17 protein-coding genes and 1 pseudogene are annotated in these 13,463 nt (G+C 50.4%); 11 read left to right on the forward strand and 7 right to left on the reverse strand.

Annotated elements, in window-relative coordinates; genetic code table 11:
* Positions 1–15 precede the first annotated feature (15 nt).
* The 3 genes and pseudogenes from ORD20_RS12825 to ORD20_RS12835 form a co-directional block, all read right to left on the reverse strand.
* Positions 16–369, reverse strand: a pseudogene (locus tag ORD20_RS12825) (cation transporter); the annotation flags it as partial.
* Entirely contained in the window at positions 357–1,088 is a 732-nt protein-coding gene (locus ORD20_RS12830; RefSeq protein ID WP_103375121.1) for a sulfite exporter TauE/SafE family protein, read from the reverse strand. The pseudogene ORD20_RS12825 and the gene ORD20_RS12830, both read right to left, overlap by 13 nt.
* A gap of 55 nt (positions 1,089–1,143) precedes the next feature.
* Entirely contained in the window at positions 1,144–1,605 is a 462-nt protein-coding gene (locus ORD20_RS12835; RefSeq protein ID WP_430626247.1) for a hypothetical protein, read from the reverse strand.
* Positions 1,606–1,856: 251 nt separating this feature from the next.
* Here ORD20_RS12835 and ORD20_RS12840 point away from each other — a divergent pair, with 251 nt between their 5' ends.
* From ORD20_RS12840 to ORD20_RS12880, 9 genes are all read left to right on the forward strand, one after another.
* Positions 1,857–2,735, forward strand: coding sequence for an NAD(P)-dependent oxidoreductase (locus ORD20_RS12840; RefSeq protein WP_103375124.1), 879 nt, complete (start codon positions 1,857–1,859; stop codon positions 2,733–2,735).
* Positions 2,735–3,409 carry an HAD family hydrolase gene (locus ORD20_RS12845; protein WP_103375125.1) on the forward strand — a complete coding sequence of 225 codons (675 nt, stop codon included), beginning with the start codon at positions 2,735–2,737 and terminating at the stop codon, positions 3,407–3,409. Before ORD20_RS12840 ends, ORD20_RS12845 begins: the two co-directional genes overlap by 1 nt.
* A gap of 2 nt (positions 3,410–3,411) precedes the next feature.
* Positions 3,412–4,119, forward strand: a complete 708-nt coding sequence (locus ORD20_RS12850; protein WP_103375126.1) for a metal-dependent hydrolase — start codon at positions 3,412–3,414, stop codon at positions 4,117–4,119.
* A gap of 11 nt (positions 4,120–4,130) precedes the next feature.
* A complete protein-coding gene (locus ORD20_RS12855; protein ID WP_103375127.1) occupies positions 4,131–4,835 on the forward strand; it encodes a hypothetical protein in 705 nt (234 codons plus the stop codon).
* 39 nt (positions 4,836–4,874) lie between these two features.
* A complete protein-coding gene (locus ORD20_RS12860) occupies positions 4,875–5,315 on the forward strand; it encodes an OsmC family protein (protein WP_242968411.1) in 441 nt (146 codons plus the stop codon).
* A gap of 67 nt (positions 5,316–5,382) precedes the next feature.
* Positions 5,383–5,586 carry a hypothetical protein gene (locus ORD20_RS12865; RefSeq protein WP_103375128.1) on the forward strand — a complete coding sequence of 68 codons (204 nt, stop codon included), beginning with the start codon at positions 5,383–5,385 and terminating at the stop codon, positions 5,584–5,586.
* Positions 5,587–5,686: 100 nt separating this feature from the next.
* Entirely contained in the window at positions 5,687–6,754 is a 1,068-nt protein-coding gene (ychF, locus tag ORD20_RS12870; protein WP_103375129.1) for a redox-regulated ATPase YchF, read from the forward strand.
* A 17-nt stretch (positions 6,755–6,771) separates the two neighbouring features.
* Entirely contained in the window at positions 6,772–8,040 is a 1,269-nt protein-coding gene (gene hemL / locus ORD20_RS12875) for a glutamate-1-semialdehyde 2,1-aminomutase (protein ID WP_173677080.1), read from the forward strand.
* A gap of 26 nt (positions 8,041–8,066) precedes the next feature.
* Entirely contained in the window at positions 8,067–8,873 is an 807-nt protein-coding gene (locus ORD20_RS12880; protein WP_103375130.1) for a prolipoprotein diacylglyceryl transferase, read from the forward strand.
* Here the strand turns inward: ORD20_RS12880 and ORD20_RS12885 are convergent.
* Entirely contained in the window at positions 8,833–9,645 is an 813-nt protein-coding gene (locus ORD20_RS12885; protein ID WP_146039015.1) for a L,D-transpeptidase, read from the reverse strand. The genes ORD20_RS12880 and ORD20_RS12885 overlap by 41 nt on opposite strands.
* Before the next feature lie 38 nt (positions 9,646–9,683).
* Between ORD20_RS12885 and ORD20_RS12890 the strand changes: the two genes are divergently transcribed.
* Positions 9,684–9,923 carry a MoaD/ThiS family protein gene (locus tag ORD20_RS12890; protein ID WP_103375132.1) on the forward strand — a complete coding sequence of 80 codons (240 nt, stop codon included), beginning with the start codon at positions 9,684–9,686 and terminating at the stop codon, positions 9,921–9,923.
* A gap of 29 nt (positions 9,924–9,952) precedes the next feature.
* Positions 9,953–10,372, forward strand: coding sequence for a molybdenum cofactor biosynthesis protein MoaE (locus ORD20_RS12895; RefSeq protein ID WP_103375133.1), 420 nt, complete (start codon positions 9,953–9,955; stop codon positions 10,370–10,372).
* A gap of 19 nt (positions 10,373–10,391) precedes the next feature.
* Here the strand turns inward: ORD20_RS12895 and ORD20_RS12900 are convergent, their stop codons facing one another.
* The 3 genes from ORD20_RS12900 to ORD20_RS12910 form a co-directional block, all read right to left on the reverse strand.
* Complete coding sequence (locus tag ORD20_RS12900; RefSeq protein ID WP_103375134.1) at positions 10,392–11,120, reverse strand: LytR/AlgR family response regulator transcription factor; 729 nt, start codon at positions 11,118–11,120, stop codon at positions 10,392–10,394.
* A gap of 48 nt (positions 11,121–11,168) precedes the next feature.
* A complete protein-coding gene (locus tag ORD20_RS12905) occupies positions 11,169–12,410 on the reverse strand; it encodes a sensor histidine kinase (protein WP_242968413.1) in 1,242 nt (413 codons plus the stop codon).
* A 61-nt stretch (positions 12,411–12,471) separates the two neighbouring features.
* Positions 12,472–13,062 (reverse strand): isochorismatase family protein, encoded by a 591-nt coding sequence (locus tag ORD20_RS12910; protein ID WP_103375136.1) that lies wholly within the window; start codon positions 13,060–13,062, stop codon positions 12,472–12,474.
* Between the last annotated feature and the right edge of the window lie 401 nt (positions 13,063–13,463).

Here is a 13,463-nt window from a genome sequence, read left to right on the forward strand (position 1 = left end):
CGTGGTGGCAGCGTCCATCGCCACTTGCGCGGTGCTAGTGGCAAAATCAATTTGAGCGCCAAGAACACCGGGCATGCGTGTCAGGACTTGCTCAACCAAAATGCTGCACGACGCGCACCACATCCCGTCGATATCAATGGTCACCGTTTTAGGATCCGCATTTAGGCTAATGACCGGCGGGGTGGGCACGGTAATGTTCTCCCGTAAATTCTCCCAATTAATTCCCGGCCGACTCTTCAATTCTTTGATTTCTTCATCGCCTAATAACCGCCAGAGTTCTCGGCAACCATGACAGCAAAAGATGTGCCCATCGCCAGGTACCTCAGTAATAACAGGCTGCTCGCATAAATAGCATGTTAAAACAGCCATGGGTTCACCTCCGGAATCCAACCATTGACAGCAAAACCTCTCAACATGAACAAAATCCCGCTCAAGGCAATAAGGGCAGCCGCAATATAGGTGAACTTGCGCCCTTTGAGTCTCTTGCTACCATACCAGCCAGCAGCGGCAACGCTCAAGAGGGCCGGGCTTGTGCCGATGCCAAAAGCCAGCAAGGTTACGGCGCCTGCCCAAGCAGAGCCCGTCGCTGCTGCAGATAAGAGCATGGCAAAAATCAGACCGCATGGATGAAACCCTAAAATCAGCCCCGCAAAAAATGCGGCTTGAGGAGTTCTCACACTCATCAATCTACGGAAGACTTTTTGAACGGGTTTCCACTGCAAAAGAGACCAGCGTTCCAAAAATCCCCCACCATGACCAGTCCGAGCTTCGTCGATGGCCCAAAGAATCATCATGCTTCCGCCAATAATTCCGGCCGCAGCTTCAAATCCCGTGGCATGCGCTGCTGTGTTTACAAAGTGACCGAGAGCGCCAAAAATCGCGCCCATAATCACAAAAGACAAAATGCGCCCTAGGTTATGGGCAAGATGACTGGTGACAACCTGTCGCCCCGGATGACGGGCGGTGTCATCGGACGACTTAAAGGACATGCTAAAGGCCAGGACAAATGGGCCGCACATTCCTGTGCAGTGCAAAAATCCCTGAAGAAGACCTACACCCAGTGCCCAAACAATAAGCGTGCTGCTCATCTAAGTACTCCTTGTATACGGTTCGCCGCGGTGGCCGAACGCGTCTGTAGGACGGCTAACACCATCCGTGTCCCGCTAATACACTGCCAATAATCATCAGAGCCATGGCAGGGGTCACCAACAAGCCCAGCCAAGATTGACGGTCTAAAATGATGTACCACGAGGATCCCGCAATCACGCCCATCAGATACAGCAAGAGATCTGCTTCGACCAATAAAGGGATATGGGTATCTATGAATACGATATGGGCATTCGTGACAGGTTTCCCATTTGCCGTACGTAATGATACATTCACGTTAAAGGGCTTTAGGGCCACGAGCGGATGGGGGCGATAGCTCCAAAGGCTCGTCATGCCTGAACTTTTTATTGTGATGGTGCTGGGCTGGTGCGTGGCGGATGGCGCTGTCTGCCCACACGCTGATAAGGATAACGTCAGCAAGGCGCCTCCAAAGACCATGCCCAGGGTTCGTTGCTTCCTTATAAATGTAGGCATAAGCGAGCTATCGGCGGCTCTCAACAACACCATCTCCTCAATGGCTATGACAGGATGCATTTCTTTCGCTATTATAGCGCAAGTCGACGGAATCGGACGAGGTGGTGCATGAGGGAGATGGTGCCTTTGAATCCTAATCATGGACTAGATGGGTGAAATACCTGGTTCCAAAGAACTATAAAGCCTAGGGGAATATGGCGATTCCTTGTTTTTGCGTGTGTTTGGGATATGATGAATTATTACGGTAAGGCTCAGAGCGTTAAGGAGGCAGACAAATGGAAGAGCATATTGGCTTTGTGGGGCTTGGAGTGATGGGTCAGAAAATGGCGGCTAATCTGATGCGCCATCAAGCTATCGCCATCACGAATCGTACGCCCTCTCGGGGTGCAGCTCTCGTCGAAATGGGGGCTGACTGGTGTGAGACGCCTGCAGCCGTGGCAAGGGTGAGTACCATTATTTTTACCATGGTGTCAGACGATGATGCCTTGCGGGCCGTCGTAGAAGGAGAAGGGGGTCTGTTACACGAGATAAAACCAGGGATAGTTGTTGTCGACCATTCAACGGTATCGCCCGCGCTGACCAAAGACTTGGCGAAGAAGGTTCAAAGCCGGGGAGCGGCGTGGCTTGATGCACCTGTTACGGGGGGCGATGTCGGGGCTCAGAATGGGACTTTGACCATCATGGTTGGCGGCGAGGAGGGTGATTTTACTCGGGTTCGACCCTTCTTGGAACAAATGGGACAGCGCATTTTACATGTGGGAGCCGTTGGTCAGGGACAAACTTTGAAACTGATATCCAATATGGTCTCTGCCATTAATTTGATGGCGGCGGCGGAAGGTTTGCAGTTTGGTCTACACCAAAATCTAGCCCTTGACGACTTAGCGGCGGTCATGAATTGGGGATCCGCGCAATCGTACGAGCTCACCAAAGTCCTGGATCGCTACAGCCACAACAATTTTGCACCGGGATTTTCCGTGGCCAATCGCCTCAAAGACTTAAGATTAGCGGTGAACTTAGCCAAGGAATCGGGTTATACAGCGGACTTAGGAGCATGCGCGCTTCCTTTTTACGAAGCGCATGACCGACAAGGCTACCATGATCAGGATGAAGCAAGCTATGTCTTGCGGTGGCAGTCTGCGGAGCGCGAGAATTAATGGCTCCACGGGCGGTTCTTCTTTTTGACCTGGATGGCACCATTTTGGACACCACCGAGCTCATTCTTGCCAGCTTTGTCTATACCTTTAAAGAAGGGCTGGGTGAGACCGTGAGTCGCGAGCAAATATTGCAACACTTTGGGCGCTCGCTGGATGACCAATTTCGTATCATGCGACCTAATTTGAGTGGTGAGGAAATCGATCGCTTGGTGGCCTTATACCGAAAACATAATCACGCCTACCATGATCAGATGATTGCGCTCATCCCCGGTGCGGATGTGGCGTTACATCGGTGGGCAGAGCAAGGTGTTCCAATGGGGGTGGTAACATCCAAACGCTTAGATATGACGAAACGTGGACTTCAGCAATACGGGCTGTGGTCGTTGTTCCAAACAGTGGTGCATCACGACAGCACTTCTCGTCATAAGCCTGATCCTGAGCCATTGCAATGCGCTTTGGCCAATCTGAAAGCGCGTCCGGAGGACACGTGGTATATTGGTGACAGCCCCTATGACATGCGAGCGGCGAGGGCGGCTCAATGTGAGGCTGTTGGCTTTAGTTACAATACTTTTAAAGCGGAAGAGCTGGTGGCAGCTGGTGCCGGTCATTGGGTTCAGAGCTGGTCAGAACTTTATTCATGGTGGGAAATTAATCATCACAAAAGTGAGGGATAAATATGGGACTTGATGGCGCAGAATTGACATGGCTGGGACACGCCTCTTTTATTTTAAAGTCCCCTGGCGGGAAATATTTAGTGTTTGACCCTTGGTTGGAAGGCAATCCAAAATGCCCTCCGGCCTTTTATGCATGGGATAAAGCCGACTATATTTTATTGACTCATGGCCATTTTGACCACATGGGAAGTGCGGAGCCTTTGGCTAAGGCGACCGGTGCGACCGTGGTATCGAATTTTGAAATAGCGACCTATTTGGGATCTAAGGGTGTGACCAACACGGTTGGCATGAATAAGGGAGGGACCGTCGACTTTGGCGACATTAAAGTGACGATGGTTTATGCTGACCACAGCTCAGGCATTAGCACGGAAAACGGTATTATTTATGGCGGCGAAGCCGCAGGCTTCGTGGTAACGCTTGAAAATGGACTGACGTTGTATCATGCCGGAGACACGAATGTCTTTGGAGATATGGCGCTCATTAAAACACTTTATCAACCCGACATTGCGCTATTGCCCATTGGCGGGCACTTCACTATGGCTCCTAAAGAAGCCGCGTATGCAGCAAAACTGCTAGGTGCGAAGACCATTGTTCCGATGCACTATGGTACATTTGATGCCTTAAAGGGTAATCCCGAGGCGTTAAAGGACTTATTAGTGGGAACCGAACATACGGTCATGGTATTGGCTCCGGGACAAACGGTGGCCTAGGAGGACATATCATGGCAGAGAAAAAGCCTCGGAAACCGAAGACGTTTGCACCGTCGCTATCAGGACGGTGCTTGCGGTATACGGTCATGGACCTCTTGGGATTTGGGCGACACATCGCTCCCGAGGCGCTTGTTGCCATGCATGATGGAGCCTCTTTACACAAGCGATTTCAGCAAAGCTTGGGCGATTTATATGACGTCGTGGGGGTTGAAGTGCCGTTGAAAGATCCGGTACTTCATGTTTCAGGGCGTATTGATGCGGTGTTGAAAGAAGGCGACCACCAAGTTGCTGTCGAATATAAGACGGTTCGCGATGACAAGTTTGCAGCGGTGCGGGTAGCGGGCCCCTTTTTTGACCATTGGGCGCAGTTGGCGTTGTACGTCAACATTGGCGGTTATGATGCCGGGCGTTTAGTGGTTGAAAATCGGGAAACGAATGAACGGCTGATGTGGCTGCAGTGGCCTGATGTGCATTGGAAGAGCTGGTTGGTCCAGCGCATTAACACAGCCCAAACCTACCAAGAGAAGCGTACGTTGCCTCCGCGCGAGGTGAGTCTGAATTGTCGCCATTGTGATCGGTGGCAGCGTTGTTTTAAGTCCGAGGCGGAACGTGAAGCAGCCATTGCTGAACATCCGCTTTGGGAACCGCACCCAGCGGCTCCCGAGATTATTCAAGAGGGCGATCCGGTTTGGCGGCAACGAGAAGATATCCAATAGCAATCCATGGAGATCCAAAACTAGGAGGATTGAACGCACATGGCGCACGTCGATGTTAAATTTACGGGGGGCATGCAATTTGTCGGCACAGCTCCCACAGGCCATTCCATTGTAATGGATGCTGCTCCAGAGGTTGGTGGTCAAAATTCTGGGGTGCGACCGATGGATTTGACGTTGATTGCTTTAGGAGGGTGTACGGGAATCGATGTGGTGTCGATTTTGCAAAAAATGCGTGCACCCGTCAAGAGTTTTACGATGGACATTGATGGGGATAGAGCGCCTGATCATCCCAAAGTTTATACCACGATTGTCATCAATTATCGGTTTGAGACCGAACACGATATTCAGGACAAAATTTCGCGCGCGGTGCATTTAAGTCAAGAAAAGTATTGTAGTGTGTCCCAAATGCTCGTCAAAGCCGCGACGATCGAAGCCAGGATTTACATTAACGGCAATTTAGCGGAGACGATAGCGCATTAACATTCCTTCCCCTTTTTGCACATGAACCTGCTAGGGCTCGGACATTCTAGCTCTAGGCCAACGTTCCATGGTCGGGAAAGGGGAAGAGGAATTGGACGAACACGAACAAGACAAGAAAAAAATTGCGGACCTCAATCGGGAGCGTTTTCAGCAAGAAGTGGCGCGGGAGCTCGGAATTGATTTGAGTGCAGCGGATGCGAGCCGCCGCAGTATCCCGCTGAACGATGACCCGGCAACTCAAGAGGAGGCCCAGGACCACTCTCCAGAGTAAGCTGGTAGAGGAAGACAAAGAAACCTAAAGCTATGCACGCTTTAGGTTTCTTTGTCTTCTCCCATTGAGTATAATCGGGAAAGAAATGGGGGGCCAAATTTTGGACGTAGGATTAATCGGTCTGCCACTTGCGGGCAAGACGACAGTATTTAATTTGTTGACAGGAGCCAAGGCGGAAACAAACGATTTTGGTTCAGGCAAAACAGAATCGCGACGCGGCCTTGCGCCAGTTCCAGACAGCCGACTGGATCGTCTGGCGGAGTTATATCACCCGCGTAAGGTGACGCCTGCGCAAATTGCGGTGGTCGATGTGCCCGGGCTTAATCGCGCGGATAACGGAGGACCCAACCGATTTCTTAATGATGTGCGGTTGGTGGACGCTCTAGTTCATGTAGTGCGCGGCTATGCTTCTGATATTGTTGGACCCGCGGATCCGCTCCGCGACATTGAAGAAATGGAATTAGAATTAGGATTATCTGATTTAGATTTATTGGAGAAACGCCGGGTCCGGATTCAGACGGGGAAAAAGATCACAGCGGAGATGAGACAGGAGCTGGATTTAATTGATCGGTTGATAAATGCGTTAGAAAATGATCAGCGCTTGAATCAAATGACGTTGCAAGATGACGAGCTGCGTTTAATTCGCGGGTATCAGTTTTTAACATTGAAGCCAGCCGTTTGGGTTATTAACTTAGACGATGAAGCATTTCAAGCCGGAGACTTTCCCAACCGTGAAGCCATTTTAGCCTTAGCACAAGATAAAGATGTCCCAGTCGTCCTGATGGCTGCGGCATTAGAGCAAGAAATGGAAGAACTGGATCCAGAAGATCGTGCCGCCTTTATGCAAGACTTGGGAATTCAGCAGTCGGGGCTTAAACGTGTGGCGCAGGCTATTTATGATAAATTGGGGCTCATTTCTTTTCTTACGGCAGGCGAGGATGAGGTGCGCGCCTGGACTATCGCTCATAATACCACGGCTAAAGTGGCTGCTGGGAAAATCCACTCGGATATTGAACGGGGATTCATTCGCGCCGAGGTCGTAGCTTTCAGCGATTTGGATCAATGGGGCAGTATGGCTAAGGCCAAAGAACATGGCCACGTCCGCCTTGAAGGAAAGGATTACGTGATGAAAGATGGAGATGTGGTCAATTTTCGCTTTAATGTCTAGTGGGAGGAGATGTGGGGATGGAACACTATTGGGAGAAAGCGCAGCAGCTGATTCCCGGCGGCGTCAATTCGCCGGTTAGGTCATTTAAAGGTGTGGGGGGCTCGCCGTTTTTTGCCCGTCAAGGCGAGGGGCCCTATCTAGAAGACGAGGAAGGGCGACGTTATATTGACTACGTCATGAGTTATGGTCCATTAATTTTAGGTCATGCGCATCCTGCGGTCGTCAACGCTGCCTCTGCCCAAGCCGTCAAAGGATTGAGCTATGGGGTTCCTACAGTGTTGGAAGTGGAAATGGCGGAGCTTTTAACCCAAGCCGTGCCGGGCTTGGAAATGGTGAGAATGGTTAATTCTGGAACTGAAGCCACCATGTCTGCCATTCGGGTGTCTCGTGGAGTCACAGGACGGAGTCGAATTGTGAAATTTGCCGGATCCTATCACGGACATGGCGACTCGTTGTTAGTCAAGGCGGGCTCTGGGGCAGCGGCTATGGGGATACCAGATTCTCAGGGCGTTCCGGTGGCCTTGGCGGAGCTAACCTTGACGGTACCCTATAACGATATTGAGGGGTTAAAAGCTGTCTTTTCCCGATTTGGTCACGAGATTGCAGCGGTGATCTCGGAGCCCGTTGCCGGCAATATGGGCACGGTGTTGCCTTCCGAGGAATTCTTAGCGACCATTCGCCATCTTACCCGTCAAGCCGGAGCTTTATGGATTGTGGATGAAGTGATGACAGGATTTCGGGTAGACTGGGGAGGGGCGTCCCGACTTTTTGGCCTAGAACCCGATTTGGTTTGTCTGGCTAAAGTTATTGGGGGAGGAATGCCCGTGGGGGCTTACGGAGGGAAGCGGGACTATATGGAACAGGTCGCTCCTCTAGGACCCGTGTATCAGGCCGGCACGCTCTCTGGCAATCCTGTAGCTATGGCTGTGGGACTTGCACAGTTACGAACTATTGGCGGACCGCAGTTCTACCCTCCCCTTGTCGAAAGGACACGGACATTGGCTACCGGATTGGTCGAGGCAGGAAAGAGACATGGGATTGCTGTGAGTGCTAACACGATTGGTGCCATGTTTACTCTTTTCTTTCGCGAAAGTGCTCCGCACAATTTTGATGAGGTTAATGCCTCAAATCGTGCACGCTATACCCGGTTTTTCCATGGGATGTTGGAAGAAGGGATTTTCTTTCCCCCTTCACCGTTTGAAACAGCTTTTCCTTCGGCAGCGCATAATGATGAAACGACGCAGGCGACATTGGAAGCAGCGGAACGGGTGTTTGCGCGGATCTAGACTGATTCAAAGAAAGAGGACAAACCTTGGATATTCCGTGGCTGAACCCATTTGCTTTTAAGATCGGGCCAATTGGGGTGCATTGGTATGGTATTTTTATGGTCATGGCCATTTTAGGCGGTGCATATTACCTGATTGAGCGGGGCAAGCAATTGGGAGAGGATCCGGATTATCTCTCGAACGTCACGTTGTGGACTGTCTTATGGGGGGTCATTGGGGCACGTCTTGTGTTCGTATTGGCGAACGAACCCCAATGGATATGGAACGATCCCTCACAAATCGTGCGAATTTGGGATGGGGGATTGGCCTATGATGGAGCTATCGGATTGGGAGTATTGGCGTTATGGTACCAATTGCGCCAGAAACCCTTGGAATTTAACTATCTTGTCGATTGGACTGTGCCTGGTATTGCCTTAGGCATTTTTATGGTCCGCATTGGTAATATCTTCAACCACGAAGTACTGGGTCGCATGACAGAACTAGGCTTCGGACGATGGCCCGAACAGTTAATTGGCTCCTCTATAGGCATTTTTCTCTTAGTGCGGTATTTTTGGATCGAACGCTACCGTACACCACCGCCGGGATATCAATTTTGGTCTGCGATGTTTTATTATGCTTTGTTGCGCGGTTTTATTGGAGAAACCACGAGGGACAATCCGCTGTATGTTTGGCACTATCTAAATCCCTATTGGGGCATTGGGTTTACGACGTTGATGCAACTCTTTACGCCTGCCATTTTAATTTTTACAGGGCTGATGATGCGTAGAACTTGGCGAAAGTCAGCGACGCGGCTTATTCCTTTGGATACGGCACTGGATTCCCCAAAGCCTTAGGGGTGTGTCCAAAAACAATGACGGGGGTGCCTAATGCGCTGAAATCCCACACCCAACGCGCATTATTCACGCCTTCGGTGGATAGTTGAATGCAGCCATGGCTCTTAGGGACGCCAAAGTGATGGTTCCACCATGCCCCATGAATCGCGATGCCACGGAAAATGTACTGGGCGTACGGAACATGCTCAACATCCCAATAGTCTTTTGTACCGGGGATCCCTCCGACCATATGATCATCGACTACGCGTCGGTAAATCCAAAACGTACCGGTGGGGGTGGTCCATTGGGGAGATACGCCGGTGGAGACGGGCATGATGCGCACACGGGTGGAGCCTTCATAGGCTTCAAGTGTCTGATCAGTGAGGTTGACGCGCAGTATGTGCGCGTCACCCGTCGCAAAGGTGGTTGTAGTATGAAATTGACCTTGATGGAACGATACCGTTATGATGGAGTGGGCTGGCCAAAATCTATCGGGCATAAGGGTATAGTCGGTGGGGGTGGTGGCCGTGACGTGAAAGGCCAAAGCCGGATGAACATGGAGGTCTTCTAGCAAAATTGCACGGGCCTCTGGATGGTCGGTTTCGAGCTGGACGCCGTAGTCGATGCCAACAGGGCTATGGGTCTGTGGCGTAAAGTAAGCGGGGGCGTCTGTCGTATCATGCACCGAGGGGTTTATGCGGTTAAGGGATAAAGAAATCGTCCATACAAAGATGACCGCCGCAAAAAGTGCAAACTTAAACTGTCGGTAACGAATGATGCAGTGCCTCCTCACATAATGGGGGGTTTTTCCAACGAAAGAGGGTGCCCGCCATGTCGATTATGGTCTTATTCTTTTCTTTTGCTGCTGATCGTATGAATGCTCGCCAAAAACTCTATGATCTTGATGGCACCATGACAGTCAAGGAGTTTTTTGAAAAATTTTTAGTAAAACCTTTAGGGGATCCGTTTGACGCGTGGCTTTTCAGTGTCAATCAAGAGTGGGTAGACGGAGATGCTCAATTGCACGATGGGGATGAAGTAGCGGTCGTTCCCCCTGTTAGTGGAGGGTAATATGGGAAAACGTATCCCAAGGAGGGTTTATGGACGTTTATCAGATTACACAACAAGTGATTGACCCGTCGGCGCTCCTCCAAGCGTTGGAAGATCCAGGCGCAGGGGCGCAGGTATTATTTCTCGGGACGGTGCGCAATGAATTTGAAGGCCGTGCCTCAGAAGGCTTGTTTTATGATGTCTACCCACAGATGGCGGAAGCGCAAATTCGTAAGATAGGCGAGGAATTGAAAGAGGAATTTTGTGTACGTCATATTGTCATCGTCCACCGTATTGGCTCTCTTCCGGTGGGGACGATAAGCGTGGCCGTTGCCGTCTCCGCTGCCCACCGGGATGCGGCATTTGCCGCTGCGCGCGCGGGGATTGATCGGGTAAAAGAACGTGTGCCGATTTGGAAAAAGGAACATTGGGCCGATGGGTCAAGTGCTTGGCACGATGACAAAAGTTGAGAGAGTGTCTTTAGAACGCCTAGGTAATATTAAAGAGTTCCTTGACCTTTTTGACGTTGGATCGACTAACGACCACTTCACTGCTCTGTTTGTCTTTCATTTTTAGAAGGTAAGTACCATTAAAATAGGGCATGATTTCTTTGACCTGGTGCATATTGGCAATAAAACTGCGGTGGGTCCGCAAGAATGTCTCGCTAGGCAAGCGTTCTTGCAATTCTTGAAGAGTAAAACGCGTCGGGTAGCGGTCGTGATAGGTGTAAATGTAAATAATTTCATGTTCAGCCATAATAAAAATGATGTCATTGGTATTGACCGGAATGGTATGACCTCCGGATTCACACGGCACCCAAGTGAGGACATCGGATGTGGTCTTCGGCGTGGCGGTATCAAGATCGGTCAAGCGACGAATGGTCTCGGCAATACGTTCACTACTGACGGGTTTAAGCAGATAGTCGACGACTTGGACCGCAAACGCATCCACGGCGTACTGTTCGTGCGCTGAAATAAAGACCACGCTTAGTTGAGGACGCTTGTCTTTTAGAATGCGAGCGAGCTCCATGCCTGACATGCCGGGCATCTGTATGTCGAGAAAAACCACGTCATAATCCAGAGCTTCGATGAGCGAGAGTGCTTCTTTGGCCGTCTGCGCTTCCCCAATGACTTCCAATACATTTTGGTAGGGTTCGAGTAAGAAACGCAGTTCTTGGCGAGCGGGATATTCATCTTCAACGATTAGGGCTTTTAGCATAGACAATCCTCCTCTATTTATGCGACGGTCGGTGCAGTGTTGGGCGCTTTAGGCACCCGTGCTAGCGGTCGAAGACGGCTGGCATGGAATTACGACTCGTACCGTGGTTCCTTTATCTTCGGAAGATCGCAAGCGTAGGCGATATTTAACACCGTAAAGACCGATAAGCCGTTCCGAAACATTGGATAGCCCCAAGCCCATCCCTTGACCGTGTCCCATTTCAAAAATTTCCCGCTGGCGTGATTTGGGGATGCCATGCCCATTATCAGAGACATAGATAATCGTATGATTGCCTTGGTTGCGAATGCTAACGCTGACCATACCGGGACCTTCTTTTTCGGCAATGCCGTGAATGACTGCGTTTTCAACCAGTGGTTGAATAATGAGGACAGGAACTGAGCGGTGCAATGCCTCGGGTTGGATGCGCAATCGGTAACGGAGCTTATCCCCGTAGCGAGCTTTTTCTAAATTCAAATAGGTTTGTACATAGTCAATTTCGTCTTTGACGAGCACCATCGATCCTTTATGCGCTAAGGAACGCCGAAAGAACGAGGCCAGCTGGATTAATAAGTCGCGGGCTTTATCCGGGTCGGTGCGGGAAAAGGAGATAATCGTGTTAAGGACGTTAAACAAGAAATGCGGACGAATTTGAGCTTGCAGAGCCTCCAGACGGGCCGTTGAAGCGAGGCTACGCTGCCGGTCCAATTCGGCCACTTCCAATAAAATAGAGAGGAGTTGGGCAATCCCCTCGGCAAGTCGGCCTGCGCGCTTCGGCAAAGTGCTCTGGTTTGCGACATAAAGTTTAATGCAGCCTACTGATTGACCATGAGAGATCAACGGAGTAATAATGACAACGCCGAGCTGACATTCATCGTAAGCTCCTTTGAGTTCCTCGGTTTTTAAGATTCTTTGGACCCGTTGCTCCATCACTTCTCTAGTGGTATTCGAAAGGCTTGAGCCCGGATTATGTTGCGGGCAGGGCTTGCCAGCCCATCCTAGGACACTGTTCGTGTCGGTAATCGCCACAGCTTCAACCCCAACCGTTTGCTGAATGATATTGGCGATATGCTGCGCTGTCTCCCGATTGAGGCCTTGGCGAAGATGGGGCAAGGCGGCATGACCAATTTGAAAAGTTGTTTCCGCTGCATCTAATGTTGCTACCGAGGAATCTTGTAACAACGTGGCAGGACGACGCCGCTTTTGGTTGAGGAGCCATCCTAGGGGAACAAGGATGGCCAAAACGGCTAAGACTTGTTGCCATAACGTAAGGGGCGCCGTGACAATCAGCACGACCAAAGCGACAACGGGCAGGATAAAGATTAGTCCTCGTTTGATAAATGGTCACCTTCTTCTATAATGTCCAAGGCTGTAAGGTGACGCCTTTTTGGCGCATGTCCTCAAGTGCTTTGGCGCTGTCATCCGGTCGAACATTGACGCCTTTCATGGCATTGGTGACCGCAATCGTATGAAAGCCTTCCGTGACGGCATCTAGGGCTGTAGCCCGGACACAGTAGTCGGTTGCTAGTCCGCTAATATAGACGGTCTCGACGTCGAGTCGATGGAGCCACGTTGCCAACCCGATAGAGGAAATGTGGCCGCTTTCGGCCAAAAATCCTTCAAAGCCACTGTAAGCATCCACAGCGGGGTCAAATCCCTTGTAAAAATATGCAGCGCCTTCAGGAATCGTCAGCGACGGATGGATCTGGCAGCCCACGGTGCCTTGTACGCAATGGGGAGGCCATGGGCCCCCTTGGGCCTGAAAAGACACATGGTTTTCAGGGTGGAAGTCTTTCGTCAAGACAATAGGTTGGCCTTGCAGCGAAAAATAGTTAAGCAAAGCTTGAATGGAAGGAATAATTGTCTCCGCATCCGGCACCGCTAATGTTCCTTGAGAACAAAAATCGTTTTGGAAATCCACCACAATTAAAGCATCTTGTCCCATCGGTTGTAACCTCCTGAGGCCTATCTTATGCCATTTTAGTGTGGTGGACACAGTGATGCAAATCCCTATTACACGGAATTCGATACAGAATGGTGGCCAAGGATGAATGGGTACGGCCCTGACAAGACGTCTGATATATTGCACAAGGGATATCGGCTGAAAATCGGAGATTTGGTCCAAAATAAGGACGGAACAAGATGATATTGATCGTTTTTAATCGGGGGTTTGGAGATAGAAATAAAATACTCCCCAATGCATGAAAAATTAGTTTGGCAATTAGGCAGGAAATCAGACATTTGTGTCGAAGTATTATAATGTGCTGTGGCCACGTTTAATTAAAGACGCCCACAGCCCAGAAATTATTTCTTATCTTTTTGGTTGAGCGTGGGAGGCTCTCCGTT

Source organism: Sulfobacillus thermotolerans, assembly GCF_039623705.1.
In the GTDB taxonomy this organism is placed as follows: Bacteria; Bacillota; Sulfobacillia; order Sulfobacillales; family Sulfobacillaceae; genus Sulfobacillus; species Sulfobacillus thermotolerans.

Bases quoted from the DNA above. Each gene is read 5' to 3' on its own strand.
- ORD20_RS12890 (WP_103375132.1), top strand. From the start codon at position 9,684: ATGTCGATTATGGTCTTATTCTTTTCTTTTGCTGCTGATCGTATGAAT.
- ORD20_RS12900 (WP_103375134.1), bottom strand. From the start codon at position 11,120: ATGCTAAAAGCCCTAATCGTTGAAGATGAATATCCCGCTCGCCAAGAA.
- ORD20_RS12845 (WP_103375125.1), top strand. From the start codon at position 2,735: ATGGCTCCACGGGCGGTTCTTCTTTTTGACCTGGATGGCACCATTTTG.
- ORD20_RS12895 (WP_103375133.1), top strand. From the start codon at position 9,953: ATGGACGTTTATCAGATTACACAACAAGTGATTGACCCGTCGGCGCTC.
- ORD20_RS12840 (WP_103375124.1), top strand. From the start codon at position 1,857: ATGGAAGAGCATATTGGCTTTGTGGGGCTTGGAGTGATGGGTCAGAAA.
- ORD20_RS12860 (WP_242968411.1), top strand. From the start codon at position 4,875: ATGGCGCACGTCGATGTTAAATTTACGGGGGGCATGCAATTTGTCGGC.
- hemL (WP_173677080.1), top strand. From the start codon at position 6,772: ATGGAACACTATTGGGAGAAAGCGCAGCAGCTGATTCCCGGCGGCGTC.
- ORD20_RS12855 (WP_103375127.1), top strand. From the start codon at position 4,131: ATGGCAGAGAAAAAGCCTCGGAAACCGAAGACGTTTGCACCGTCGCTA.
- ORD20_RS12865 (WP_103375128.1), top strand. From the start codon at position 5,383: ATGGTCGGGAAAGGGGAAGAGGAATTGGACGAACACGAACAAGACAAG.
- ORD20_RS12910 (WP_103375136.1), bottom strand. From the start codon at position 13,062: ATGGGACAAGATGCTTTAATTGTGGTGGATTTCCAAAACGATTTTTGT.
- ORD20_RS12850 (WP_103375126.1), top strand. From the start codon at position 3,412: ATGGGACTTGATGGCGCAGAATTGACATGGCTGGGACACGCCTCTTTT.
- ORD20_RS12830 (WP_103375121.1), bottom strand. From the start codon at position 1,088: ATGAGCAGCACGCTTATTGTTTGGGCACTGGGTGTAGGTCTTCTTCAG.